This window comes from Pseudomonas rossensis (assembly GCF_039888995.1).
In the GTDB taxonomy this organism is placed as follows: domain Bacteria; phylum Pseudomonadota; class Gammaproteobacteria; order Pseudomonadales; family Pseudomonadaceae; genus Aquipseudomonas; species Aquipseudomonas rossensis.
Genome location: NZ_JBBWCB010000047.1, coordinates 1 through 26638, shown reverse-complemented (window position 1 = coordinate 26638; position 26638 = coordinate 1). Strand labels below are relative to the sequence as shown.

Sequence of the window (26638 nt, the reverse complement as noted above, 5' to 3'; positions counted from 1 at the left end):
ACTGAGTGCTTAAGTAGCCACAGCAAGCAGGACGCGTACGTCGCGACGCCGGCCCAATTGGTCGGGGTTCGCTAGACACTGGAGTGTCCAACCACTCCTGACGCACCTGACACCGACCATGAGAAGTCGTGTGTGCCGAACGCCGTTTCCGGCAGCCCGGAAACCGACGGTACTACATGAAAAGAATGTTGATTAACGCAACTCAACCCGAAGAGTTGCGTGTTGCACTGGTAGATGGCCAACGCCTCTACGACCTGGACATCGAATCCGGTGCACGCGAGCAGAAAAAGGCCAACATCTATAAAGGCCGAATTACTCGCATCGAACCAAGCCTTGAGGCTGCCTTTGTCGATTTCGGCTCTGAGCGCCACGGCTTCCTGCCCCTCAAAGAAATCTCCCGCGAATACTTCAAGAAAGCCCCCGAAGGCCGCGTCAACATCAAGGACGTCCTGAGCGAAGGCCAGGAAGTCATCGTTCAGGTCGAAAAAGAAGAACGTGGCAACAAGGGCGCAGCCCTGACCACCTTCATCAGCCTGGCCGGTCGTTACCTGGTTCTGATGCCGAACAACCCGCGTGCCGGCGGTATCTCCCGTCGCATCGAAGGTGAAGAGCGCAACGAACTGCGTGAAGCCCTGAACGGCCTGGTTGCCCCAGCCGACATGGGTCTGATCGTTCGCACTGCCGGCCTCGGCCGCAGCAGCGAAGAAATGCAGTGGGACCTCGACTACCTGCTGCAACTGTGGACCGCCATCAAAGAAGCCTCGCTGGATCGCTCCGCGCCGTTCCTGATCTACCAGGAAAGCAACGTGATCATCCGCGCCATCCGCGATTACCTGCGCCAGGACATCGGTGAAGTGCTGATCGACAGCGTTGAAGCCCAGGACGAAGCCCTGACCTTCATCCGCCAGGTGATGCCGCAGTACGCCAGCAAGATCAAGCTGTACGAAGACAGCGTTCCGCTGTTCAACCGTTTCCAGATCGAAAGCCAGATCGAGACCGCTTTCCAGCGCGTCGTTGAACTGCCTTCCGGCGGCTCCATCGTTATCGATCCGACCGAAGCCCTGGTGTCCATCGACATCAACTCGGCGCGCGCCACCAAAGGCAGCGACATCGAAGAAACCGCTCTGCAGACCAACCTTGAAGCCGCCGAAGAAATCGCCCGTCAGTTGCGCTTGCGCGACATCGGCGGCCTGATCGTCATCGACTTCATCGACATGACCCCTGCCAAGAACCAGCGCGCCGTGGAAGAGAAAGTCCGCGAATGCCTGGAAGCCGACCGTGCTCGCGTGCAAGTCGGTCGCATCTCGCGCTTCGGCCTGCTGGAAATGTCCCGTCAGCGCCTGCGTCCATCGCTGGGCGAAAGCAGCGGCATCGTTTGCCCGCGTTGCAACGGCACCGGCATCATCCGTGACGTTGAATCGCTGTCGCTGGCGATTCTGCGCCTGATAGAAGAAGAAGCCCTGAAAGACCGCACTGCCGAAGTTCGCGCACAAGTGCCTATCCCGGTCGCCGCGTTCCTGCTCAACGAAAAACGCAACTCGATCACCAAGATCGAACTGCGCACCCGTGCCCGCATCGTCATTCTGCCGAACGATCACCTCGAAACGCCGCACTTCGAAGTTCAGCGTCTGCGCGATGACAGCCCGGAAGCCGCGGTCGGCCAGTCCAGCTACGAAATCGCTGCTGCCGCTGCCGAAGTGGAAGAAGTCCAGCCAGCCGCTGCGACCCGCACCCTGGTTCGCCAGGAAGCCGCGGTCAAGACGGCTCCGGCCCGCGCCAACGCTCCGGTTCCGACCGAAGTCGTCGCTGCCGCACCTGTTGCCGCACCGGCCGCCGCGCCTGAGCCAAGCCTGTTCAAAGGCCTGGTGAAATCGCTGGTCAGCCTGTTCGCGACCAAGGAAGAGCCTGCTGCTCCGGTTGTGGTTGAAAAACCGGCCGCCGAGCGTCCGGCCCGTAACGAAGAGCGTCGCAACGGTCGTCAGCAGAGCCGCAACCGTAACGGTCGCCGTGATGAAGAGCGCAAGCCTCGTGAGGAACGTGCACCGCGTGAAGAACGCGCACCACGTGAACCACGCGAAGCCCGCGAAGAAACGCCAGCAGTCGCCCGCGAAGAACGCGCTCCACGTGAAGAGCGCGCACCACGCGCTCCTCGTGAAGAACGTGCACCGCGCGCTCCTCGCGAAGATCGCAAGCCACGTGGCGATCGTGAAGAGCGTCCGGTTCGTGAACTGCGCGAGCCTCTAGATGCTGCTCCGGCCGCTGCTGCTACCGCTGAAGAGCGTCCAGCTCGCCAGCCACGTGAGGAACGTGCTCCACGCCCACCGCGTGAAGAACGCCAGCCACGTGCCGAGCAAGCCGCTGCCGCAGTAGCTGAAGAAGAGCTGGTTACCAACGAAGAGCAACTGCAGGAAGACGGTCAGGAAGGCGCCGAAGGCGATCGTCCACGCCGCCGCTCCCGCGGTCAGCGTCGTCGCAGCAACCGTCGTGAGCGTCAGCGCGATGCCAACGGTAATGTGATCGAAGGTTCGGAAGAATCCGAGTCCGCCGAAGGTAACGAAGCTGCCGAAACCAACGAAGCGCCAAGCGCTGCCGATCTTGCCGCCGGCCTGGCTGTTACCGCAGCCGTTGCCAGCACCGTGATCAGCGCTCCAGCCGAAGCACAGGCTAACGAGCAAGCCGAACGCGCGACTGCCGCCACCCTGGAAACTGCTCCAGTGGAAGCGCCAGTGGTTGAAGCAACGACTCCGGTCGAAGCCACCGCCGCTCCGGAAATCGAAGTCGCCCCGGTTCGTGAAGTACAGCCTGTCGTTGAAGCTGCCGCTGAACCAGTGGTTGCCGCTGAACCGGTTGTCGAAACAGCCAGCGAAACAGTGACTGAAGCTGTCCGTGAAGTTCGCGAAGAGCAAACCGCGTTCAACTGGGTTGCCGAGCCAGCCGCCGCCGAAGCGCCAGAAGCCGAGGCCAAGGTGTCCGAGCCAGTGGTTGCTGCTGCCGAGCCTGCTCCGGTGGTTGAAGCGCCGGTTGTTGCCGAAGTGGCCGCACCGGAAGTCGAAGCCGCCCCTGTCAGCGCCCTGACGCCAAGTGGCCGTGCGCCTAACGACCCACGTGAAGTGCGTCGTCGCAAGCGTGAAGCCGAGCGTCTGCAGAAAGAAGCCGAACTGGCTGCCACTGCTGCTCCGGTTGAAGCGGTTGTGGCTGCAGAGCCTGCACCGGTTGTTGCTGAAGAAGTCGAAGCAGTTCCTGCTCCAGCTGAACCGGCTGCATCGGTGATCGAAGAAGCACCGCGCTCCGTTCAGGAAGCGGTAGAGCAACACGAGCAAGCCCTGGAAAAAGAACACGAGCCTAAACCTCTCGTCTGATTCCATCGGCCACTAAAAAGCCCCGCCTGGTGATCCAGGCGGGGCTTTTTTTATGTCCAAAAAATCAAAAGATCGTCCGAACGCGGCCCGAACCTTCGGCAGCTCCTACAGGGTGAACTCAATCTCTGTAGGAGCTGCCGAAGGTTCGGGCCGCGTTCGGACGATCTTTTGGGGATCACGCAAACACTAATTTCTCTGGAACATCCACATCCCACAACACTCCGGAATCGTCCACCGCCACCTCGACCACCCTCGCCTGCGCAAACAACGCCTTGGCCCCTCGATCACCGGACAACACCATCAACGCCGGACCAAAACTGCGCCCAAATCCCACCGGGTGCCCAAACTCCCCCCGATGCACCGGAACACTGACGGCGTCATCAGTAATCCCCGCCACCACACGTTCAATACTCGCTGGAAGGATGAACGGCATATCCCCCAGCACAATCAGCCAGCCACCGAGCTGCGGACACGCCGCCACCCCGGCCGCGATGCTATCGCCCATGCCGGTCGATTCGATCAGCACAATCTCGCAGCCATAGGCCTTGGCCATGCGGATCACTTGCGGTCGATCCACAGTGGTCACCAGGACGCGCTTCTCAAGGGAAGCCGGCAAATTCACCAGCACTTGCTCGATCATCGAATGAACAGCACCCTCGCGCCCCGTACAATCCGCCACCAGCTTGTCCCTCTCGGCACCGGCCTCCTGTCGAAACCGACTGCCCTGCCCCGCTGCCAAAACGATGACGCCGATGGGCTCACTCATACCACCTCCTGCAACAGCTTCTTCTGCTTCAGTTCGACGCCGTTTTTGATCGCCACGATTTCGGCCAGCAGCGACAAGGCGATTTCCGCCGGTGTGTGGCTGCCAATGTGCAAACCGATCGGGCCGTGCAGCCGAGAGATAGCCTCTTGTGACAAGCCTAGCTGAGCGAGGTTGTCCCGGCGCTTCAAGCTGTTAACCCGGGAGCCCAGCGCACCCACATAAAACGCCCTGGAGTCCAGCGCCGTGAGCAGAGCCATGTCATCGAGTCGAGGATCGTGGGTCAGCGCGACGATGGCCGTACGCTCGTCAGTCTGGATGCTGAGCACCGCTTCATCGGGCATGCCCGAGACAAATCGCCCGTGCTGCTCTTCCCAGCCGTAAACGAACTCGGTGCGCGGATCGCAGATCAGCACTTCGAAATCCAGCAGCCGCGCCATCTCGGCGACATAACGGGACAACTGCCCCGCACCGATCAGCAACAGCCGCCAACGCGGACCGTAAATGGCCCGCAACGTCTTGCCATCGAACGTCAGGACATCAGTCTTGTCAGCCGGTTGCAGCATGACTTCACCCGTCTCGACACAGAGTGAGCGAGCCACGATTTCATGCGCCTCGCAGCGCGCCAGCAACTCGGCGACCCAAGCCGGATCGCCGACCCGCTCCTCAGTCAGGCGCAAGGTACCGCCGCACGGCAAACCGAAGCGTGCCGCCTCCTCACGGGTGACGCCGTAAGTGATCAATTGCACCGGCGGCCCATCGGCTGGAATACGACCGTCGTGCAGCCGGGCAATCAAATCGTCTTCGACACAACCACCGGACACCGAGCCAATCACCACGCCATCTTCACGCAAGGCCAGCATGGCGCCAGGTGCCCGCGGCGCGGTGCCCCAGGTCTGGACCACGCTGTACAACACCACCCGCTGACCGGCGCGGCGCCATTCGAGCACGCTGCGCAGGACATTCAGATCGACGCTGTCCATCAGGCCTGCGCCTTCTGCCAACCTTGCAGCTGATAGCGAACCGGCAAGTTGCGGATGCGCTTGCCGGTGGCGGCAAAGATTGCGTTGCACAGCGCAGGTGCGATCGGTGGTACGCCGGGTTCACCGACACCGCCTAATGGCACATCACCCGGTGGTGTGACCAGATGAACCGCGACTTCCTTCGGCGCCAGGGACATGCGCGCCACTTCGTACATGTGGAAGTTGTCCTGCTGAACCTTGCCGTCCTTGAAGCTGATTTCCCCCAGCACCGCGTTGCCCAGGCCCATGACACAGGCGCCTTCAAACTGCGCACGAATGCGCTCGGGGTTGATCTGCGGACCGCAATCCACCGCGATGTCGGCCTTGTGCACAATCAGCGTGCCGTCGTCTTTGACTTCAACCTCAATCGCCGCCGCCACATAGGTCACGAAACTGTAATGCACCGCCAACCCCAGGCCTCGGCCCTTGGGTAACTCACGGCCCCAACCGGCGGCTTTCGCAGCGGTTTCCAGCACCGTGCGCAGACGCGCGGTGTCAATCGGATAACGCTCGGGGGATTCGCCGTAATTCCACTCTTCACTCAAGGTGCGCGGATCGATCTGCCGGTCCGGGCCGAGCAATTTGATCTGGTACTTAAGAGGATCCTGGCCGGCTTTGTGCGCAAGTTCATCGACAAAGCTCTGAATCGCAAAACCATGAGGAATGTTCGACACCGAGCGATACCAACCGACGCGGGAATGGACCGTCGCTTCCGGATTTTCCAGGCGCACGTTGGGAATCGCGTAAGCCATGTTGGTAAAACCCATGCCCAGTTCGAAGGCCGCCTCGTGGTTCATGCCCGGCGCAAATAGCGCAGTGATGCTCGGCGCCACGGTGCGGTGCAACCAGCCGGACGGCAGGCCGTCCTTGTTCAGGCTAGCTTTCAGGTACTCGGCCGACACCGTGTGGAAATAGGAGCAGTGGATGTCGTCTTCACGGGTCCATTGCACCCGCACCGCCTTGCCGGGAAACTCCTTGGCAAGGATCGCGGCTTCAATAATGAAGTCCGGTTTGGATTTACGACCGAAACCGCCACCCAGCAAGGTGACGTTAAAGGTGACGTTATCGAACGGAATGCCGAGGCGTTCGCCAATTCGTTCACGGGAGACTTGAGGTGCCTGGCTTGGGGCCCAGGCTTCGCACACACCGTCCTTGAAGCGGGCAACGGCAACCATCGGTTCCATGGGCGCCTGCGTGAGGTGCGGCAGGTAATAGGACGCTTCGAGCGTGCTGTTGGCACTGCCCATGGCTTCGTCGATGTTGCCGGTATTGCGCACCACTTTGCCGGGTTTGAGGGATGCTGCCTCAATTTCCTTGCGGTAGGCGATCGAGTCGTAACTGGCGTTGGGGCCATCGTCCCACTCGATTTTCAGCGCTTCGCGGCCCTTGATCGCCGCCCAGGTATTACTGGCGACCACGGCCACGCCGCCCAGCGGTTGAAACTCCAGCGGCAGTGGACGATTTTCGATCTGAATGACCTTGATCACGCCCGGGACTTTCATCGCGGCGCTGGAGTCGACGGACTTAACCTTGCCGCCGTACACCGCAGGGCGTGCAATGGTGGCGTAGAGCATGCCGTCGAAATGTACGTCTGCACCGTAAATGGCGCGGCCATTGACGATGTCGGCACCGTCGATAGCCTTGGTGCCTTCCTTGCCGATGTAGCGGAATTCCGACGGCTGCTTGAGCCGCAGGCTGTCGCGCGCCGGCACTGCCAACGCACCAGCAGCGGCGGCCAAGGCGCCGTAACCCAGCTCACGACCGGTCGGTTGGTGAATGACTTTATGCAGTTGCGCGCGGCATTCGCTGACCGGCACTTTCCATTGTTCGGCAGCGGCTTGTTCAAGCATGGTCCGCGCGGCAGCACCGCAGCGACGCATCGGCTCGTACCAGTGGCGCATGCTGCGCGAGCCATCGGTGTCCTGGTTGCCGAAGCGCACTTCGTCGCCCGGTGCCTGTTGCACCTTCATCATCGCCCAGTCGGCGTCCAGTTCATCGGCCACCACCATCGTCAGGCTGGTGCGCACACCCTGGCCCATTTCCGAACGGTTGCAGACCACGGTCACCGTGCCGTCAGCGGCGATGCTGACGTACACCTTGGGATCATCGATCCAGCCGTTGGGCATGCCATCGGCGCCGAATTTCTTCTCTTTCTCGGCAGCGAAAGCCTCTTGCCAGCCCCAGCTCGCCACCAGTACCAGCGCACTGGTGGCGCCAACGCCTTTGAGGAAACCGCGACGACTGAGGTTGCTCAGCGCGAAATCATTCGGTAACTGGCTCATGCCTTGGCCTCCTTCAGGTGAGTGGATGCCTGGCGGATGGCGGTCTTGATACGATTGTAAGTGCCGCAGCGGCAAATATTGCCGACCATCGCCTCTTCGATCTGTTCGTCGCTGGGGTTCGGGTTGGTCTTGAGCAGCGCTGTCGCCGACATGATCTGCCCGCCCTGGCAGAAACCACACTGGGCCACGGCGGTGTCGAGCCAGGCTTGCTGGACGACTTGCCCGACCGGGTCAACGTGCAAGTTATCGATGGTGGTGACGTTCTGGCCAACCACCGAACCGATCGGCGTGATGCAACTGCGTGCCGGAGCGCCTTCGATATGAATGGTGCAGGCGCCGCACAGGCCCATGCCGCAGCCGAATTTGGTGCCGTTGTAACCGGCCACGTCGCGGATCGCCCAGAGCAGCGGCATGTCCTCGGTGACATCGAGTTGATGGTCTTGACCATTGAGCTTCAGGGTAATCATGGGCACGCCCGCATAGTTACTGGTTATGGGGTCGAGCAATCTGCCGCCAGGGGTTGGCGGTTGGCATCACGCAGATCGGCTCAGGCTAATGAGGCTCTCTTGTGCGGACGGTAGCGTCTGCATCGGGCCTTTGATGGAGCAAACGCTTGCATCGTTAGGTGGCTAAGTTAACCCAGCATTAACAAAAAAGCCCTGCACCGTTAAACGTGTGCAGGGCTTTGAGATCAGTCTTGAAAGCGTAGCCTCAATACCGATTGGGCTCCATTTCCAGGTCGACATGAAAACGTTCTGAAATGTCTTTCTGGATGCGTTGCGCCAGGTTCAGCAATTGCAGGCCAGTTGCGTTGCCGTAGTTGACCAGCACCAACGCCTGCAATTTATGCACGCCGGCATCGGCGTCACGGAAACCTTTCCAGCCGGCCCGCTCGATCAGCCAGCCCGCCGCCAGTTTCATCTGCCCGTCGGGTTGCGTGTAGGCCACCAGATCCGGGTATTCACCTTTGAGTTGCGCGACAAGCGCCGCTGGCACCAAAGGATTCTTGAAGAAGCTGCCGGCATTGCCGAGCACTGCCGGGTCCGGAAGCTTTTCATTGCGGATGCTGCAAATCGCCTGGCTGACATCGGTGGCGGTCGGATGATCGATACCTTGCTCGGTCAGGCGCTGACGCACCGGGCCGTACTCCAGATGCAGGTGCGCGGCGCGGTCCAGGATGAAACGAACCCGCAGGATCAACCAACGCCCCGGTTCCTGTTTGAACAGGCTGTCGCGGTAGGCGAAGTTGCATTCTTCCAGGGTGAAGTCCCGCAAGTCGCCGGTCTGGCGATCCAGCGCGGTCAGGCCGGCGAACACGTCCTTGATCTCCACGCCATAAGCACCAATGTTCTGCATCGGTGCCGCACCGACGGTGCCGGGAATCAGGCTGAGGTTCTCCAGCCCCGACAAACCTTGCGCCAGGGTGTGCTGCACGAACGGATGCCAAGGCTCGCCGGCCTCGGCTTCGATCACGACCTTGCTGCCGTCATCGCTCAGGATGCGAATCCCGCGCGTGGCCATGCGCAGCACCAGCGACTGGATATCGGCCGTCAGCAGCAGATTGCTGCCACCGCCAATCACCAGCAGTGGCACATCTTGTTCCAGCGCATAGGCCAGGGCTTCATGCACGTCGGCATCGCTGTAGGCTTCGGCAAACAGCCGGGCCTGAACGTCGACACCAAAGCTGTTGAACGGTTTGAGCGAAACCTGGGCGCGCACCTGCAAACTCATAACCGTCCCTTCAATTCGATCACCAGCAAATCACTGGCGCGCTCGATCAGGTCCAGCACCTGCTCAAAGCCTTGGTCGCCGTCGTAGTACGGATCCGGCACTTCATCGATTTCCGACTGGTAACGACGCAGGAACAGGTCCAGCTCGGCTTTGCCCTTGGCCGGTTGCAAGGCCTTGAGGTTGCGCAGGTTACTGTTGTCCATCGCCAGAATCAGGTCGTAGGTGGCGAAATCGGCGCGGGACACTTGCTGGGCGCGCTGAGCGGACAGGTCATAACCGCGCAGCTTGGCCGCCGCCTGGCTGCGCTTGTCCGGGGCCTTGCCGACGTGCCAGTCACCGGTGCCAGCGGAGGCGACTTCGATTTGATCGACCAGCCCCGCTTCGCGCAGTTTATGCCGCAGCACGCCTTCGGCCGTGGGTGAACGGCAGATGTTGCCCAGGCAGACAAACAAAACCCGCATCAGGCCTCCAGCAGGCGACGAACGCGCTCAAGGTCTTCGACGGTATCGACGCCGGTGGGCGGTGCGATCAGTGCATCGGCGACGTGAATCCGCACGCCGTGCCACAGGGCACGCAGCTGTTCCAGGGATTCGGTATTTTCCAGCCAGCACGGGCCCCAGCTGACGAAGTCATGCAGGAAACCGGCGCGGTAGGCATAGATGCCAATGTGCCGACGATACGGCACGCCTTCCGGCAATTGCTCGCGGCTTTTGGCGAACGCGTCCCGGGCCCACGGCAACGTGGCACGGCTGAAGGTCAGCGCCAGGCCATTAAGGTCGCTGACAACCTTGACCACGTTGGGATTGAACAGGGTTTCCACGTCTTCGATCGGCTCGGCCAGCGTGGCCATGCGCGCTTCGGTGTGGGCGGCCAGGTTGGCAGCCACCTGATCGATCACACTCGGCGGGATCAGCGGTTCGTCACCTTGGACGTTGACCACAATGGCATCGGGCGCAAGGCCCAGTTTCGCGGCGACTTCGGCCAAACGGTCGGTGCCGGAATTGTGATCTTCGCGGGTCAGCACCACTTCAGCGCCAAACCCTTTGCAGGCCTCGACGATGCGCGCATCGTCAGTGGCAACCACCACACGCTGAGCGCTGCTTTTGCTCGCCTGTTCCCAGACGTGCTGGATCATCGGCTTGCCGGCGATCAGCAGCAGCGGTTTGCCCGGCAAGCGGGTGGAGGCGTAACGCGATGGAATGACAACGGTAAAGGCGGTGGTCATTTATCCAGACGCTCGTCGGTGGTCAGGGTGCGGGCTTCGGTTTCGAGCATCACCGGGATGCCGTCGCGAATCGGGTAAGCGAGACCTGCGCCCTTGCTGATCAGCTCGGTTTTGTCGGCACTGAGCTTGAGCGGGCCTTTGCAGACCGGGCAAGCGAGGATATCGAGCAATTTGGTGTCCATGAGCATTCCCTGGATAAAAATGGATTTAAGGCAAAAGACGAGCCGGCAACAGGCGCATCAGCTGCGTATCGAACCAGGCCACGAAGGCCGGCGATGGCGCAGCATCGACCGCCAGGTACCACCAATCGGCGGCGGCGAAGGCACGGCACTTCACCGCGTCCTTTTCGGTCATCACCAACGGCAATGACGGTGTGAAATTCAAGGCCTGCACGCTGTATTCGGCGTGATCGGCAAACGCATGCGGGACTGGCTGCCAGTGTAGCGTTTCGAGGGTTGTGAAGAAACGCTGCGGATTGCCGATCCCGGCCACGGCGTGCACCGACTGGCCAGCGGGAAAGTGGTCGAGGGGACGCCGCTCGCCGCTGTGCAGATTGACCAGTTCGGTGGGTTGAAGCTGGAAGGCAAAACCGCCATCGCGATCAGCATCGGCACCGTTGTACAGCACCGCGTCGACGCTTTGCAGACGCTCAACCGGTTCGCGCAACGGGCCGGCGGGCAGGCAACGCTGGTTGCCCAAGCCACGGGCGGCGTCGATCAGCACCAGTTCAAGGTCCCGGGCCAGACGGTAATGCTGCATGCCGTCGTCGGACAGGATCAGGTCCAGTGGCTCACTCGCCAGCAGCGCTTTGACGGCACGGCTGCGGTCGGGGTCGATCATCAACGGAACGCCGGTGCGCTGGACGATCAACAGCGGTTCGTCGCCTGCGGTATCGGCGCTTTGATCCGCCTCAACCCGCCACGGCAGTTGCGGTGGCTTGGCGCCGTAACCCCGGCTGACCACCCCGACCCGCAGGCCACTGCGCTGGCAGTGCTGGATCATCCAGAGAATCAGCGGCGTCTTGCCGGTGCCGCCGACGGTGATGTTACCGACTACGATCAACGGCACCGGCGGTTGATAGATCTCGCCTTCACCCGCCAGAAAACGCTTGCGCTTGTTATTGACCACGCGCCGATACAGCCACTCCAGCGGCTGCAACAGCTTCAGGGCCGGATGACCTTGGTACCACGCGGCGAGCAAGCGGTCGGACATGGCCATCAGGGCGCGGTCGGCGCCGCCTCGACAGTGGTCATGCGCAAGTGACTGAAACCGAGTTTACCGGCGGCGTCCATGGCGGTAATGACGGCCTGATGCTGAGTCTTGCCGTCGGCGCTGATGGACAGCGGCAGGTTGGTGTCGCCACTGGACTCTTTCTGCAGCGCGTCCATCAGGGTGGCCAAATCGTTTTTCGGCAACACTTGGTTGTTCACCGAAAACACGCCTTCGGCACTGATGGCAACGTCCAGGTGTTTGACCTGCTGGTCTTCGGCAGGTGAACCGCTGACCGCTTCCGGCAGATCGACGCGCAACTGGGTTTCACGGGTAAAGGTGGTGGTCACGACGAAAAACAGCAGCAGGATAAACACCACGTCGATCAGCGACGCGAGGTTGATGTCCACATTCTCCCGTTGCTTGCGGCGGAATTTCACGCTTTGCTCCCATTCAGGTCAACATCACGGTCACCCTGCACCACCTCGACGAGCTTGATCGCTTCCTGCTCCATGCCCACCACCAGTTCATCGATCCGGCGTTGCAGGAACCGGTGGAAGAATACCGCCGGGATGCCGACCATCAGGCCTGCGGCTGTGGTTATCAGCGCCTTGGAGATACCACCGGCCAACACGGCAGCGTTGGTGGTCATGCCCGAACCCATGAATGCGCTGAAGATATCAATCATGCCCAACACCGTCCCCAACAGACCCAGCAACGGGGCCATGGCGGCGATGGTGCCCAGCGCATTGATGTAGCGTTCGAGCTCGTGAACCACTCGCGCGGCGGCTTCTTCTATGCACTCTTTCATGATCTCGCGACCATGCCTGGAGTTGGCCAGGCCGGCAGCCAGGATCTCACCCAACGGCGAGTTGGCGCGCAGTTCCTTGAGTTTGTCTTTATTGAGTTGTTTGTCCTTGATCCAGACCCAGACCTGCCCGAGCAAATGCTCCGGGGTCACACGGCTGGCTCGCAGGGTCCAGAGACGTTCGGCGACGATCGCCATTGCCGCGATGGAACTCAGAATGATCGGTATCATCATCCATCCGCCGGATTTGACCAATTCCCACACAGTGACAGTCCCCTCGAAAAAGTGCGCCACTCTAACATAGGGGGTGAGCGCACCGAAGACCGTGATGTCGCATCCGGTCGGGCTTTAATCACTCCGGGTTACTGCGCAGAGCGCCAGAAACGCCGTTCTTGACGCATCGTCCATGGCGGCTTGAAGCGTCCCAGTTGCAGACGGATGGCACCCTGTTCGGCGCTGTCATGGATCGACATGCCGCGCTTTCGATAGCGCGCCATGATCGTGGGATGGGGATGACCGAATGAATTCCCCTGGCCGCGGGAGATCAACACCGCTTGGGGCTGCAACGCGGCAAGCAACGCCATCGATGACGAACTGCGACTGCCGTGGTGCGGTGCCTGCAACCAATCGGTGGTGACGGCCAGTGGACTGTCGAGCAGCGCCCGCTCGGCTGCGGCGTCTATATCACCGGTCAATAACAGACGCTCACCGTTGGCTTCTATCTGCAGGACGCAGGATTTTTGATTGCTGTCGCTGGCCGAAGACCATTGCCAGAGCTGGAACCTCACATCATCCCAGACCCATTGCTTGCCGCTCTCGCAGCCTTCTGCCTGCAACTCGACCGGCAGCACCAGGGGATCGCCACTGACCACCCGTTTCACCGGCAGGCCATTGGCAACGGCCCGGGCGCCGCCCGCATGATCGGCGTCAGCATGGCTGATCAGCATCAAATCGAGCCCCTCCACGCCCAGTTTGCGTAATGTCGGCAGCACCACCCGCTCGCCCAGGTCGAAATCGCCGAAACGTGGCCCGGTGTCATACAACAGTGCGTGATGACGGGTGCGCACTAGGATTGCCAAACCCTGGCCGACATCCAGCTGCCAGACTTCGGCGACGCCTTCAGGCAAGACCTGCCTGGGTGGAAAAACCAGCAACAGCAGCATCGGCCAACCCAACGAGCGAAACGGCACACCTCGAGGCATCAATAGTAGAAAGGCACCGAGAGTGCCGAGTGCCCATATCCACAACGGGACGGCCACCGGCACCCACGCGGGCAAGTACCCGGCCATCAGCGCCAGGCCCTTGAACAAGAGGTCGATCAAACCTCCTGCCAACCACAGCAGCCCTTCGCCCACATAAGGAACGGGTAAAAACAACGTACCCAGCAACGCCGGAGGCAGCACTACCAGACTGATCCACGGCACCGCGAGCAAATTGGCCACCGGCCCGCTGAGACTGATCGGCAACCCGAGCACCAGCAGCAACGGGCACAGACCAATCGCGATCAGCCATTGGGCACGGGTCCACGTTTGCCACCAACGCCATGGGCCCAACCGACCACCGAAGGTGAAGATCAACACCGCCACCGCCGCGAACGACAGCCAGAAACCCGGTTGCAGACTCGCCAGCGGATCCAGCAGCAAAACACCGTCGAGCGCCAGCAACAGCGGCCACCAGGCGCCGAGGTGACGAAATCGCAGGCGCCACAACAGCACCAGACCGATCATCACGCAGGCCCGCCGCACCGGCACCTCGAAACCGGCCAGCAGCCCATAACCGAGAGCGGCCGCAAACGCGAGTCCACAGGCCCACGGCAGCCAAGGCAAGCGTTTCGGCCACAGACCATAACGGGCCAGCCCGGCGATCAACAGATACACCAGCCCTGCCAACAACCCGATGTGTTGTCCAGAAATCACCAACAGATGGACGGTGCCGGTGTCTTGCAGCACCTGCCAGTCTTCGCGACTCAGTCCGGCGCCGTCCCCCAGCACCAACGCCGTCAGCGCTCCCGTTCGCCCCTGGGCATCCACGGACTGCAAGCGCTGACGGATGCCGTCGCGCCAGGCCCATTGGGCTTCCTTGAGTCGCTCGCCAGCCTTGACCGTCCCGGTAGCGCCGATGCGTTGCGCCAACAGCCAGGCGTCGTAATCGAAGGCATGGGGATTGAGCAGCCCCGCAGGACGCTTCAACTTGACCGCCAGTCGCCAATGTTCGCCGCTGTTGACCGGCGGCCCGTCATACCAGGCCAGGCGCATCAGTTGCGGCACCTTGCCGTGTCGCGACCGGGCGTCCGCCAACTCGAAACGCACGACGGCCTCATTGTTCTGGGGCAATCCCGTCACCCGACCTTCGACCCAACGGGTTTCGCCATCGAGGCTCATCGGCAGCCGATCATCCAGCGCCCAGTGGGCATTCGCGCCTGCCCAACTGAAGCCGAACAGCAAAAATGCCAGTGGATAGCTGCGAAACGGCAGCAACATCAAACCGATTACCGGCAGCAACATCCATAACCAGACCGGCGGTAATACCGGTAAAAAACGCAGGATCAACAGACCCAACGCCAGCGCCATCATCCCTGTGCGCATACGCCCGTCCTTGAGAGTCCCCTCCTAGGCATAGCCGGCTAATCGCACAGGCATCGTTATTAATTGTCACAAAGTCTGAATGGGCGGCTCATAGAATCCAGACATACTTGCCGCCTTAACCGACCGAGAAGCCTTATGCCCCGGCGCTTATTCAAACGTTACATGCCAGACCCGATCAGCATCAAGGAACACAAGTCCTTACGCTTTCTCGGCACCCTGCTGCATGACCCGAACCTCTGGCACCTCAACCGCCATTCCGTCGCTCGGGCCATGGCGGTTGGTCTGTTCGCGGCGTTCCTGCCGATTCCGCTGCAGATGCTGCTCGCCGCCATTCTCGCCATCATGGTGCGCGGCAACATGCCGATTGCGGTCAGCCTGGTCTGGCTGACCAATCCGATCACCATGCCGGCGGTGTTCTTCTGCACTTACCAGACCGGCGCCTGGCTGATGGACGTTCCTACCCGCCATTTGCCGGACGAGCTGACCTGGGAATGGATCAGCGGCGAACTCTCGACTCTTTGGCAGCCGTTTTTGCTCGGCTCAGTGGTGATGGGGCTGGTACTGGGTGCCCTCGCCTATTGCCTGACCATGATGTACTGGCGCTGGTGGGTCGGGCGGCAGTGGCGGCGGCGCCAGAAAAGACGGAGGCAAGAATAAAAAAACGGCACCCTGAGGTGCCGTTTCTGATTGAGCAGTGCGCGATTAGGTACGCATCCCGCGACCACTGACCAGCAGCCGTGCGCAACCGATGTACAACACCACGGTCGCCACCAGCATGAAGGTGATCGCCACGCTGATCCTGATGTCCGAAACGCCAAGAATGCCGTAACGGAACGCGTTGACCATGTGCAGCACCGGGTTGGCCAGGGACACGGTCTGCCAGAACGGTGGCAGCAAGGAGATCGAGTAGAACACCCCACCCAGGTAGGTCAACGGTGTCAGCACAAACGTCGGGATGATCGAGATGTCATCGAAATTGCGCGCAAACACGGCGTTGATGAAGCCCAGCAGCGAGAAGATCGTCGCCGTCAGTACCACCACCAGAATGGTCACGCCCAGGTGATGCACCTGCAACTCGGTGAAGAACAGCGACAGCAGGGTCACGATGAGCCCTACCATCAAGCCGCGCAGCACGCCGCCCAGGGTGTAGCCGATCAGAATCGTATGCGGCGACACGGGCGACACCATCAATTCTTCGATGGAACGCTGGAACTTGCTGCCGAAGAAACTCGAGACCACGTTGCCGTAGGAGTTGGTGATCACCGACATCATGATCAGCCCCGGCACGATGTACTCCATGTAGGTGAAGCCACCCATGTCACCGATCTGCCGGCCGATCAGATTGCCGAAGATCACGAAGTACAGAACCATGGTGATGGCCGGCGGCAGCAGCGTCTGCGGCCAGATCCGGGTAAAGCGTTTGACCTCTCGGTAAACGATGGTGTTGAGGGCAACGAGGTTGGGTTGCAGCTCGGAACTCATACCGCCACCTTCGACAGATTTTTCTCCACCAGGGACACGAACAACTCCTCGAGGCGATTGGTTTTGTTACGCAGGCTCAACACTTCGATGTTCTGCTGCGCCAATTGGGTGAACAGCGCGGTGATGCCCATGGCCTTGTCGACCTGAACTTCGATGGTGTGGCTGTCGAGCAGCTTGGTCGGGTAACCGAGCAACTGCGGCGCGGTTTGCAAAGTGTTTTTGAGGTCGAGCAGGAACGTTTCCACATGCAGTTGGCCGAGCAACTGTTTCATGCTGGTGTTCTCGACGATGGTGCCGTGATCGATGATGCCGATGTTGCGGCACAACTGCTCAGCCTCTTCCAGGTAGTGGGTGGTGAGGATGATGGTGATGCCTTTCTTGTTCAGCTCGGTGAGGAACGTCCACATCGAGCGACGCAGTTCGATGTCCACACCCGCCGTCGGTTCGTCGAGGATCAGCAAGCGCGGTTCATGAACCAGCGCACGGGCGATCATCAGTCGACGCTTCATGCCGCCAGACAGTGAACGCGACGGCGTATCGCGCTTGTCCCACAGGCCCAGTTGGGTCAGGTACTGCTCGGCGCGTTCCTTGGCGATTTTCGGCGGGATGCCGTAATAACCGGCCTGGGTCACGACGATATCGAAGGTTTTTTCGAACTGGTTGAAGTTGAATTCCTGGGGCACCACGCCGATGGAGCGCTTGAGCTGCGCAGGATTTTTGTCCAGGTCGTGACCGAAGATATTCACCGTCCCGCTGGTCTTGTTCACCAGGGTCGAGAGGATGCCGATGGTCGTGGATTTGCCGGCGCCGTTAGGGCCGAGCAAGGCGAAAAAGTCACCTTCGGCGACGTCCAGATCGATACCACTCAGGGCCTGGAAACCGTTGCCGTAGGTTTTGGTTAGCTGCCGGATGGACAGAGCGGAACTCATATCGGATTTACGCACCAAGAAGGGATGAAAGGGACAAATAAGCGCGGGCGGCGACTAATACAACCGCGGCGCACGAGCGCAATGGTGCTTGTCGCCGCCACACAAGTACAGTCAAGTGTGTCGATAGTGAGTATTAAGTCAACGCGGTCATAACCGCTTTCTGATACGCCGGACGCTGTTTCAGGCGTGCATACCAGGCTTGCAGATGAGGCTGCGGTGCGCGCTCGATCGGCATCTCGAACCAGGCATAAATGAAACTGCCCAGAGGAATGTCGCCCATGCCGATCTCATCGCCCGACAGATACGTTTGGGTCGCCAGCGCCTGATCGGCCATGGACAGCAGGCCATCGCACTCCTTGATCGCGGCGTTGATTGCAGGCCAGTCCTGTTGACTTTCCGGTGTACGTAACACACCCCAGAACACCGTGCGGAAAGGGCCGGCAAAACTTGAAGTGGTCCAGTCCATCCACTTGTCGGCAGAAGCCCGGGACTGCAGATCCTCTGGATACCAGGCCGTGCCGTTGGCGTGGCGAGCCATCAGGTAACGCACGATGGCGTTGGATTCCCACAGCACGAAACCATCGTCTTCAATCACCGGCACGCGACCATTGGGGTTCATCGCGCGGTACTCCGGCGTATCGACTACTCCAAAGGCACCGCCCGCATCGATGGCTTCATAGGCCAGGCCCAGCTCCTCGGCGGCCCACAAAGGTTTTCTGACATTCGACGAGTTTTTCCGACCCCAGATCTTCAGCATGACCGCCTCTTTATGGATGAAAGCGCAGGCAGCATACGCCGGATCAGGCGCGTCTCAAATCGCTCTGCATGTCACCCAGCAGCACGGGCAGTGTGTCGCTGAACAGATGCGGATAGCACTTCTCTAGGTGCTCGAAAAAGAACGCTTCAGGCACGTCGGTGAACTGGCCGTGGTCGATCAGGTATTCCATCAATTGCTCGCCGTCGCGATTGAACGGATGGAAAACGCTGTCGTTGATTCCGTCGAATTCCAGTGGTGCGACATTGAACAGTTCACACAAGCCTTGGTTGAACGCTGGCGTGGCTTTGACCCAGCGGCCATTGAGATACAGCTCCGTATAGCCGTGCATGGCGAACACATCGCTCTTGAGCAACTCGAGCAACCGCGGCGTCGATAAATGATTGCGTACATCCGCCAGGCCGATACGCGCAGGGATCGCGCAATGTCGGGCGCACCCGGCCAGCAGCGTGGCTTTGGGCACGCAATAACTCTCCCCCGCTGCCAGCGCATAACTACCGCGCAAGGTATCCGGGTCGCGACTGAAGGTGTAAGGGTTGTAACGCACGGCTTCACGCACGGCGTAATAGAGATTGACCGCCTGTTCGAGCGGATCGCGACTACTGCCGCGATGTTTTTCGGCGAACTCCACCACCGACGGGTGGTCACTATCGATGAAGGGGCCGGGACTCAGATACTCGTGCATGAGAACAATCTCCTGGGGAAGCCTCGAGTCTAGCGACACGTTCAGCACAGAGATAACGACGTTTCGGCCAAACATGGACGCTTTGCCGCCCACCCAACGAACGATTTCCGCGGCCTGTTGCCCACCGGGCCTACAAAACTCATCCATGGTTTCCCACGAATTCAATCACATCGCTCTGACCACCCTGTTTTGCGGATGCCGTCTAAGCTCTGAAAGTTGGTTTTGCCCTGGTTTCACGGAGGATTAAATATGCTGCTGTTGTGGATACTGGTTCTGGTTGTCGGGATTGCTTATTTAGCCCACCGACGTATCGCTCCACTGCCTGCCTTGGGTATCGTTGCCGTCTACCTGGTGGCGATGGGTGTTTTCAGCCGCGCGCCAGGCTGGTTGCTGCTGGTTCTCTGGGTGTTGATCGCGGCTGTCGCAGCGCCCTTGTTGCTGCCCGATCTACGCCGTAAATATTTCAGTGCGCCGCTGTTCAGCTGGTTCCAGAAAACCCTGCCGCCGATGTCGCAAACCGAACGCGATGCGATCGATGCCGGCACGGTGTGGTGGGACGGTGAACTGTTCAGCGGTCGCCCGGACTGGAACACACTGCTGGCCTATCCAAAAGTACAGTTGAGCGAAGAGGAACAGGCCTTTATCGACGGCCCGACTGAAGAACTCTGCACCATGGTCAGCGACTGGCAGATCGGTCAAACCATGGACCTGCCTCCCGAAGCCTGGGCCTACATCAAGGAAAACGGCTTCTTCGCCCTGATCATTCCCAAGGAGTTTGGCGGCAAAGGTTTCTCCGCCTATGCCCACTCCCAGGTGGCGATGAAACTGGCGACCCGCAGCGGCGACCTTGCCTCTACCGTGATGGTCCCCAACTCCCTCGGTCCGGCCGAACTGCTGTTGCATTACGGCACCGACGAGCAACGCAACCACTACCTGCCACGACTGGCGCGCGGCGATGACATCCCGTGCTTCGCACTGACCGGCCCACTGGCCGGCTCTGATGCCGGCTCCATGCCCGACACCGGGGTGATCTGCAAAGGTGAATGGGAAGGCAAGGAAACCTTGGGTCTGCGTCTGAACTGGGAGAAGCGTTACATCACGCTGGGCCCGGTCGCCACCCTCCTCGGCCTGGCCTTCAAGGCCTACGACCCGGATCACCTGCTGGGTGAGGAGGAAGACCTGGGGATCAGTCTGGCGTTGATCCCGACCGATATTGCCGGTGTCGAAATCGGCCGCCGTCACTTGCCGTTGGGCGCTTCATTCATGAACGGCCCGAACTCCGGCAAAGATGTGTTCGTACCGTTGGAGTTCCTCATCGGCGGCCAGGAAATGCTCGGCAAAGGCTGGATGATGCTGATGAACTGCCTGTCGGTGGGGCGTTCGATTTCGTTGCCAGCGGTCGGCACCGGCGCCGCCAAGTTCACCAGTCTGGTGACCGGCCAGTACGCTCAGGTCCGTGAACAATTCAATGTTCCACTGTCGGCCTTCGAAGGTATTCAGGAAGCGATGGCGCGCATCGGCGGCAACGCCTGGATGATGGACGCCGCGCGGATGCTCACGGCCAATGCAGTGGATTTGGGCGAGAAGCCGTCGGTGCTGTCGGCGATTCTCAAGTACCACCTCACTGAACGCGGCCGCGAGTGCATCAGTCACGCCATGGATGTTCATGGCGGCAAGGCAATCATCATGGGGCCGAACAACTACCTCGGTCGCAGCTGGAATGGCGCACCGATTTTCATCACCGTGGAAGGCGCGAACATCCTCTCGCGTAACTTGATGATCTTCGGTCAGGGTGCGATTCGCTGCCATCCATTCGTGCTCAAGGAAATGGCCCTCGCCGGACGTGAGGACAAGGATCAGGCCCTCACTGAATTTGATGGTCTGCTGCTCAAGCACATCGGTTTTGCCGTAAGCAACGCCGCCAGCACCCTGGTGCTGAACCTTGGTGTCGGCCATTTCGAACACATGCCGGGCAACAGGCTCAGCCAGGGTTACTTCCGCGCCCTCAATCGGCAGGCTGCCGCGTTCGCCATGCTCGCCGACCTGAGCATGATGCTGCTGGGCGGCGAATTGAAACGACGCGAACGTCTGTCGGCACGTCTGGGGGATGTGCTCAGCAACATGTACCTCGCCTCCGCCGCACTCAAGCGTTACCACGACCTCGATTCACCGGAGCACATGGCACCGCTGTTTACTTGGGCCATGGAAGAAAGTCTGGGTCAGTCGGAACGAGCGCTGGATGAACTGCTGACCAACTTCCCGAACAAGGTGTTGGGTTGCCTGTTGCGAGTGATCGTGTTCCCGTTCGGTCGTCGTCACAAAGGGCCATCGGACAATCTCGGCGCGGAAGTGGCGGCGGTGATCGGTCGCGCCAAGGGCGATCCGACCCTGGAAGAGTTGCTCGGCGGTTGCTACCGGCCGCAATCCACGGATGACCCGGTCGGCGCCCTGCAACATGCGTGTAACCTGCTGAGTGCCGCGCAACCGCTGCGCAAAAAGCTTCATGTCGCACTCAAAAGCGGCCAGGTCAAACCGGTCGCCGGGGAACACGCCATCGATGCAGCGCTTGAAGCTGGCGTGTTGCAGCCCGTTGAAGCGCAGACCCTGCGTGACGCCGAAGCGGCGCGGCGCAAGGTGATTGATGTCGATGATTTCGACAAAAAGGAACTGGCGCTGGCAGAAGGAAAGGTCCGCTGATCCAGCCAGCGCCCTCTACCATGTAAAAAAGGGCGCGGGCGCTTTATACTCCCGCGCCCGTTTTGCTCTTGAGGACTTATCTCGTGTCCAATGTCGTTGCCGATCATCTTGTCTTGCTCGACCACCTGCGCAGCATCCTGGTCGCCGTAGGTGAGGCCGAACAGGTTCCCGAAGAAAGCCATGCCTTGTTCCTGGAGCGCTTCGACGAACTGCGTGCGTTGCTGCCGGTCGACCCGATCGAAAGCCAATACCTGGGCCAGGACATTCTGTGCCAGGTGATTACCCGCTATCCGCAAATCGCCCACCTGGTCCCGCGCGACCTGCTGTGGTACTTCGCCGGTGACTGCCTGCATTACATGCCCGACGATGAAATCGACTTGTACCAGGCGCTGGAAGAACGTCGTTTCGAAGCTGAACAAAACGACGAACCTTTCGACTGGAACCAGGAAAAACAGCTGCTGGCGATGTCGAACCAGGACAGCAAGCACTGATCCTCGGTCAGAAATGCAAAAGGCCCGCATGGTTGAACATGCGGGCCTTTTTTTTGATCTTCGCTTCAGAGCAACCCATCACTCTCCGGCAACTCATACTCCGCCGCGAGCTTGCCCGCACTACTCAACTTGCCCGGCTTGCTCAGCGTTGGTTCCTTCTCCAGGCACGCCACCAGATAGTCGATCAACACCCGTAACTTCGGTGGCAAATAACGGGTTGGCGAATGCAGCAACCAGGCACCGCCGTGGTATGACGCCAGAAAAGTCCAGTCCGGCAGCACCTGCACGATCAGCCCCTGCTCCAACGCATGACGCGCAGTGAAGTACGGCAGGCTGCCAATCCCGATGTGCTGCAACACTGCGCCCAACCGCACGCCGGTGTGATTGGCCGCATAACGTCCGCGCACGCCAACGGTGACAGCCTTGGTGCCTTTCTTGAATTTCCAGCGTGCATCGCTCGGCGTTTCGCCCAGATAGATGCAGCTGTGGTTGAGCAAGTCGTGGGGATGGGTCGGTGTGCCGTGTTCGGCCAGGTATTGCGGCGTTGCACAGAGCATATGATCGATGGTGAGCAATTGCCGCCCGACCAGTCCAGCAGGTGGCCGATCTGTAATACGAATCGCCAGATCAACGTTGTCGTCGATCAAATCCACCTGGCGGTCCTCAAGCAACAGCTCCACATCCACTTTGGGATAACGACGCAAAAATTCCGGCATATGCGGATGAATCACGAAACGCCCCACCGCCTTCGGCACACTGACGCGCACCAGTCCTTCCGCTTCATGGGTGAACTGACCGCTGATCTCCATCACCGACTTGGCTGCGCTGACCATCTCCCGGCAGCGCTTGAACACCTCTTCCCCACCGTCGCTCAAGCGCAACTTGCGCGTGGTTCGCTGCAGTAAACGGGTGGCGAGCGCCTTCTCCAGACGCGAAATGCTGCGACTGACCGCCGAGGGTGAAGAACCCAACTGGCGAGCGGCCTCGGAGAAGCTGCCGGTCTCGACAACCTTGACGAAGATCGCCATTTCACCGAGCAATGGCAGTGGAAGATTTATGCTCACAGCGCAACAGTCCTTTGATGTTTGAACGGATTATCACGCAATTCCACGCTTCATATAATAAAAAATAGAATTGTTAATAAGGGCATGGAATATGACGCTTCGCCTCTTTTTCCATAGTGATGACCTCAAGGCCAATGTGGAAGTCCTGGATTGCACGCCCCACGAGAACGAATTTGTCGTGGTGCTGCGCGCCACGTTGTTTCATCCCCAAGGCGGTGGACAGCCCTTTGACACCGGCTGGATCGGCGAAAGCCGGGTGCTGCGGGTTGTTCAGGATCCGGACCGGATCATTCATTTCGTCGACCATCCGGTAAAACCGGGCATGACTCAGATTCGTGTCGACGAACAACGCCGCCAGTTCAATTCACGCATGCATTCCGCCGGCCACCTGATCGGCCACTTCGTCCAGGCCATGGGCTGGATGCCGATCAAGGCTCATCACTGGCCGGGCGAAGGACGCGTGCAATTCAAACCGGCAGAGTCGGCAAAAGAGGTTGATGCAGAGATGATTCAGCACGGCATCGAGCAGTGGATCGCCAATGATCTGCCGCGCCTGACGTCAATGCGTGAAGGCGCCCGGGAAATCGGTTTCGGTGAACTGCCCGCCTACGGCTGCGGCGGCACCCATGTACGCAGCCTGAAGGATCTGGGCACGGTCACAATCACGTCCCTTTCACTGAAGAAGGGAACGCTGTCAGTCCACTACAGCGTGGATTGAGCATTTGGGCGATGCCGTTCCTGTCATCGCCTGACGCCGGGGGAACCTGCGGTCGCGGGTTCTGTTGACTATCTGATAGATGGACCTAAGACATGATGCTTGACGTCGAGCGTCTCGATGAGACGTGCATAAAAAAACTGGCCAACGAAGAAGTCCTCGCCATCCGCGTCAAAGGCTTGTTGCCCAAGCCACTGGCGATTCAGATTGGCGACAAGATCCTCGCCCCGGGCTTCGAAGGCTATATCAATGCGCCAAGCATCGGTCGCATCGGCATGGCGTTTTATGAAGCGGAAAACCAGCCGCTGCTGATCGAAGATTATTTCGAACGCGCCACCCGCAACATTGCGGAATTACGCAACCGGTGTGCGCCCTATTCGTCCCCCGTCGACACCCTGCGCTGCATGCTCGACGAGTCCTGGCCGGCGGGTGCGCACCTGGAAAATCTCTACGGTCGCAAGATGTATGTCGGGCTGTCCCGGGTGGTGAAACCCGGGATCTGTTTTCTGGCCCACCACGACATTTTCGCCAAGGACGCCCCGGACAGTTATCAGGCCAAAAGCCTGGAAGCGCAGTTCGCCTGCAATGTTTACCTGAACATGCCCGCCGAGGGCGGTGCACTGCAGATGTGGGACCACGACATCTCCCCGGACCAGTTCGACGAAATGCGTGGCGACAGTTACGGAATCGATCCGGCTCTGCTCGGGACTCCGACCCTGGAGATTCTTCCCGAGCCGGGTGATTTCATCATGTTCAATTCGCGCTGCATGCACTCGGTGACACCGGGTGTGGCTGATCCGCGCTTGAGCCTTTCGTTCTTTGTCGGCTATCGCGGCAATGCTTCACCCCTTACTTTCTGGAGTTGAAATGCTTTCGAATTACCTGGGCGAGTTTCTGGCGCTGGCAACTATCCACTTTCTGGCTGTGGTCGCACCCGGACCGGACTTCGCAGTGACCATCCGTCAGAGTGTGCGCTTCGGTCGACTGGTCGGGATTTGCACGGCGCTGGGCATCGGCGCGGGCATTTCCGTGCATGTGCTTTACACCTTGCTCGGGGTCGGCGCGCTGATGCACACGACGCCTTGGCTACTGACGGTGGCCAAGGTTGTGGGTGGCGCTTACATTTTGTACCTCGGTGTCAGCCTGTTGCGCAGCAAGCCCAAGACCGTACTGGAAGGCGACAAGCCTGACGAACCGGCCGTAGAACAAACGTTGCTGAAGGCATTTACCACCGGCTTCCTGACCAACGCGACCAACCCGAAAGCCACACTGTTTTTCCTGGCGATCTTCACCACCATCATCAGCGCCACAACGCCACTGAAGATCCAGGCGCTTTACGGAATCTGGATGTGTTTTGTGAATGCGCTGTGGTTTGTGATCGTCGCGCTGTTCTTTTCCAGTGCTCGGGTACGGCTGCTGTTTATGCGCATGGGGCACTGGTTCGAACGCACCATGGGGGTGATTCTGATCCTGTTCGCGGGGCGCCTGATTCTGTCGATGTAAAACCTGCACCCATGCAGAAGGCCCGCTCAGTCGGCTGACGGGCCTTTTTCGTTTCTGCGTCGCTTTTGCATTTCTGTGCGACAGATCTCACTTCAGGGACTCCCGTACTGCTCACTCGTGGTGTTAGTTTGGGAAAGTTTTCTTGCCTCATCGATCAGAAATCTCTCACAAACTGCCTGCAAAGGAATGCCCCCAACAATGAATTTCTCACTCAAGCACCTGGCCGCGTCAACCCTGATACTGGCCAGCCTTTCGTCGTTCACCCTGACAGCGCACGCTAACATCACCCCGCAACAGAGCGCGGCCATCCTCAAGACCTTCAGCGACGCATCGGTAACGGATTTCAGGCAGTTCCTGGGAGGCCTGGCCAAAAGCGACCTTGGCAAAACCGACGACCTCGGCCCGGCCATCAGCGCCTTTCTCGACAAAAAGGCCCTATCCCCCGAACAGCAGAACGAGATCCATCGCCTGCTCGGCCTCTATGCACGCGTGAAGTACGGCAGCGCCGCCACCGAGACCCTGCGCGAGCTGGTGGCAATTCCGACCTTCCGCGTGGACGGTGTTGCCCAGCACGACAATCCCGAATTCATCAAGATCGCCGACAAGATCAAGGGTCTTGCACAGGCCTTCAACCTGAACTTTCGCAACATCGACAACCGCGTCTATGAAATCTCCCTGGAAGGCAGTGGCGATGAAGTCGTGGGCATTCACGCGCATGCCGATGTGGTGCCCGTGACGCCGGAGAACTGGGTCCTGAAAGACGGCACCCGACTTGACCCGTTCAAGGTCACTCTGATCGGCGACCGCATGTATGGCCGGGGCACCGAGGATGACAAGAACGGCATCGTGGTAACGCTCTACGCCATGAAGATCATCAAGGAAGAGAAGCTGCCGCTGGCCAGGAATCTCAAGTTGCTGGTCGACACCACCGAAGAAACCACCGGCGACGCCATCCCCTATTACTTCGAACACAACCCGACACCCAACTACAACCTGGCGCTGGATGGTGGCTACCCGGTAGTGATTGCCGAGAAAGGCTACGGCACTGTCATGGCGAACTTTGCCAAGCGCAAGGCAGAGGGCAAGGGCGCTGAAATCATATCGATGACGGGCGGCATGGCCACCAACCAGATTCCGTCGACATCGGTCGCCACCCTTTTGAGTGACAAGCCTGCTGAATTGGCCGCCAGCCTGCAGAAGGCAGGTAGCGATTATGCCAAGCGCAATGGCGGCAACTTCGAGGTAACCGCCAAGGTCGTCGGCAAAGACGTCAAGCTGACGGTCACCGGCGTTTCGGCCCACTCCTCCGAGCC

25 protein-coding genes are annotated in these 26638 nt (G+C 60.0%); 8 read left to right on the top strand and 17 right to left on the bottom strand.

Features of this window, described 5'->3' with window-relative positions; all coding sequences use genetic code 11:
* Positions 1–176: 176 nt before the first annotated feature.
* Positions 177–3359 (top strand): ribonuclease E, encoded by a 3183-nt coding sequence (gene rne / locus WLY71_RS14720; protein WP_347804125.1) that lies wholly within the window; start codon positions 177–179, stop codon positions 3357–3359.
* A gap of 175 nt (positions 3360–3534) precedes the next feature.
* On the opposite strand, the gene WLY71_RS14715 is transcribed toward rne, so the two are convergent.
* The 12 genes from WLY71_RS14715 to WLY71_RS14660 form a co-directional block, all read right to left on the bottom strand.
* Complete coding sequence (locus WLY71_RS14715) at positions 3535–4125, bottom strand: nucleotidyltransferase family protein (RefSeq protein WP_347804124.1); 591 nt, start codon at positions 4123–4125, stop codon at positions 3535–3537.
* Complete coding sequence (locus tag WLY71_RS14710) at positions 4122–5105, bottom strand: XdhC family protein (RefSeq protein ID WP_347804123.1); 984 nt, start codon at positions 5103–5105, stop codon at positions 4122–4124. The genes WLY71_RS14715 and WLY71_RS14710 overlap by 4 nt, the downstream gene beginning before the upstream one ends.
* Positions 5105–7426, bottom strand: a complete 2322-nt coding sequence (locus WLY71_RS14705; protein ID WP_347804122.1) for a xanthine dehydrogenase family protein molybdopterin-binding subunit — start codon at positions 7424–7426, stop codon at positions 5105–5107. Before WLY71_RS14705 ends, WLY71_RS14710 begins: the two co-directional genes overlap by 1 nt.
* Positions 7423–7893, bottom strand: coding sequence for a (2Fe-2S)-binding protein (locus tag WLY71_RS14700; protein WP_131062737.1), 471 nt, complete (start codon positions 7891–7893; stop codon positions 7423–7425). The genes WLY71_RS14705 and WLY71_RS14700 overlap by 4 nt, the downstream gene beginning before the upstream one ends.
* Positions 7894–8137: 244 nt before the next feature.
* Positions 8138–9157 carry a UDP-N-acetylmuramate dehydrogenase gene (gene murB, locus WLY71_RS14695; protein ID WP_347804121.1) on the bottom strand — a complete coding sequence of 340 codons (1020 nt, stop codon included), beginning with the start codon at positions 9155–9157 and terminating at the stop codon, positions 8138–8140.
* A complete protein-coding gene (locus tag WLY71_RS14690) occupies positions 9154–9618 on the bottom strand; it encodes a low molecular weight protein-tyrosine-phosphatase (protein WP_347804120.1) in 465 nt (154 codons plus the stop codon). Before WLY71_RS14690 ends, murB begins: the two co-directional genes overlap by 4 nt.
* Positions 9618–10382, bottom strand: a complete 765-nt coding sequence (gene kdsB, locus WLY71_RS14685) for a 3-deoxy-manno-octulosonate cytidylyltransferase (RefSeq protein WP_008152377.1) — start codon at positions 10380–10382, stop codon at positions 9618–9620. The genes WLY71_RS14690 and kdsB overlap by 1 nt, the downstream gene beginning before the upstream one ends.
* Positions 10379–10564, bottom strand: a complete 186-nt coding sequence (locus tag WLY71_RS14680) for a Trm112 family protein (RefSeq protein ID WP_007945752.1) — start codon at positions 10562–10564, stop codon at positions 10379–10381. Before WLY71_RS14680 ends, kdsB begins: the two co-directional genes overlap by 4 nt.
* Before the next feature lie 25 nt (positions 10565–10589).
* Positions 10590–11600, bottom strand: coding sequence for a tetraacyldisaccharide 4'-kinase (lpxK, locus tag WLY71_RS14675; RefSeq protein WP_347804119.1), 1011 nt, complete (start codon positions 11598–11600; stop codon positions 10590–10592).
* Positions 11600–12031 carry an ExbD/TolR family protein gene (locus WLY71_RS14670; protein WP_347804118.1) on the bottom strand — a complete coding sequence of 144 codons (432 nt, stop codon included), beginning with the start codon at positions 12029–12031 and terminating at the stop codon, positions 11600–11602. The genes lpxK and WLY71_RS14670 overlap by 1 nt, the downstream gene beginning before the upstream one ends.
* Positions 12028–12663: a MotA/TolQ/ExbB proton channel family protein gene (locus WLY71_RS14665; RefSeq protein ID WP_283181269.1), complete on the bottom strand. Its 636-nt coding sequence runs from the start codon at positions 12661–12663 to the stop codon at positions 12028–12030. The genes WLY71_RS14670 and WLY71_RS14665 overlap by 4 nt, the downstream gene beginning before the upstream one ends.
* Before the next feature lie 98 nt (positions 12664–12761).
* Positions 12762–14984, bottom strand: coding sequence for a DNA internalization-related competence protein ComEC/Rec2 (locus WLY71_RS14660; protein WP_347804117.1), 2223 nt, complete (start codon positions 14982–14984; stop codon positions 12762–12764).
* 135 nt (positions 14985–15119) lie between these two features.
* Here WLY71_RS14660 and WLY71_RS14655 point away from each other — a divergent pair, with 135 nt between their 5' ends.
* On the top strand, positions 15120–15641 hold the full coding sequence (locus tag WLY71_RS14655; RefSeq protein ID WP_347804116.1) for a DUF2062 domain-containing protein: 522 nt from the start codon (positions 15120–15122) through the stop codon (positions 15639–15641).
* A gap of 45 nt (positions 15642–15686) precedes the next feature.
* On the opposite strand, the gene WLY71_RS14650 is transcribed toward WLY71_RS14655, so the two are convergent.
* From WLY71_RS14650 to WLY71_RS14635, 4 genes are all read right to left on the bottom strand, one after another.
* Positions 15687–16466, bottom strand: a complete 780-nt coding sequence (locus WLY71_RS14650) for an ABC transporter permease (RefSeq protein WP_010461900.1) — start codon at positions 16464–16466, stop codon at positions 15687–15689.
* On the bottom strand, positions 16463–17395 hold the full coding sequence (locus WLY71_RS14645; protein WP_347804115.1) for an ABC transporter ATP-binding protein: 933 nt from the start codon (positions 17393–17395) through the stop codon (positions 16463–16465). Before WLY71_RS14645 ends, WLY71_RS14650 begins: the two co-directional genes overlap by 4 nt.
* Before the next feature lie 133 nt (positions 17396–17528).
* Positions 17529–18152: a glutathione S-transferase family protein gene (locus WLY71_RS14640; RefSeq protein WP_347804114.1), complete on the bottom strand. Its 624-nt coding sequence runs from the start codon at positions 18150–18152 to the stop codon at positions 17529–17531.
* 43 nt (positions 18153–18195) lie between these two features.
* Positions 18196–18855 carry a transglutaminase-like domain-containing protein gene (locus WLY71_RS14635; protein WP_347804113.1) on the bottom strand — a complete coding sequence of 220 codons (660 nt, stop codon included), beginning with the start codon at positions 18853–18855 and terminating at the stop codon, positions 18196–18198.
* A gap of 249 nt (positions 18856–19104) precedes the next feature.
* On the opposite strand from WLY71_RS14635, the gene WLY71_RS14630 reads away from it, so the two are divergent.
* Positions 19105–21552, top strand: a complete 2448-nt coding sequence (locus tag WLY71_RS14630; protein ID WP_347804112.1) for an acyl-CoA dehydrogenase — start codon at positions 19105–19107, stop codon at positions 21550–21552.
* Between the two features lie 83 nt (positions 21553–21635).
* Positions 21636–22043, top strand: coding sequence for a PA2817 family protein (locus WLY71_RS14625; RefSeq protein WP_007905217.1), 408 nt, complete (start codon positions 21636–21638; stop codon positions 22041–22043).
* Between the two features lie 65 nt (positions 22044–22108).
* Here WLY71_RS14625 and WLY71_RS14620 read toward each other — a convergent pair whose 3' ends face one another.
* On the bottom strand, positions 22109–23107 hold the full coding sequence (locus WLY71_RS14620; protein WP_347804111.1) for a LysR family transcriptional regulator: 999 nt from the start codon (positions 23105–23107) through the stop codon (positions 22109–22111).
* A gap of 91 nt (positions 23108–23198) precedes the next feature.
* Here WLY71_RS14620 and WLY71_RS14615 point away from each other — a divergent pair, with 91 nt between their 5' ends.
* The 4 genes from WLY71_RS14615 to WLY71_RS14600 form a co-directional block, all read left to right on the top strand.
* Entirely contained in the window at positions 23199–23825 is a 627-nt protein-coding gene (locus WLY71_RS14615; RefSeq protein WP_347804110.1) for an alanyl-tRNA editing protein, read from the top strand.
* A 92-nt stretch (positions 23826–23917) separates the two neighbouring features.
* On the top strand, positions 23918–24688 hold the full coding sequence (locus tag WLY71_RS14610) for a 2OG-Fe(II)-dependent halogenase WelO5 family protein (RefSeq protein WP_056742718.1): 771 nt from the start codon (positions 23918–23920) through the stop codon (positions 24686–24688).
* A gap of 1 nt (position 24689) precedes the next feature.
* Positions 24690–25325, top strand: coding sequence for a LysE family translocator (locus WLY71_RS14605; protein ID WP_129437498.1), 636 nt, complete (start codon positions 24690–24692; stop codon positions 25323–25325).
* 198 nt (positions 25326–25523) lie between these two features.
* On the top strand, positions 25524–26638 hold a 1115-nt coding region (locus WLY71_RS14600; RefSeq protein ID WP_347804109.1), incomplete at its 3' end, for a dipeptidase.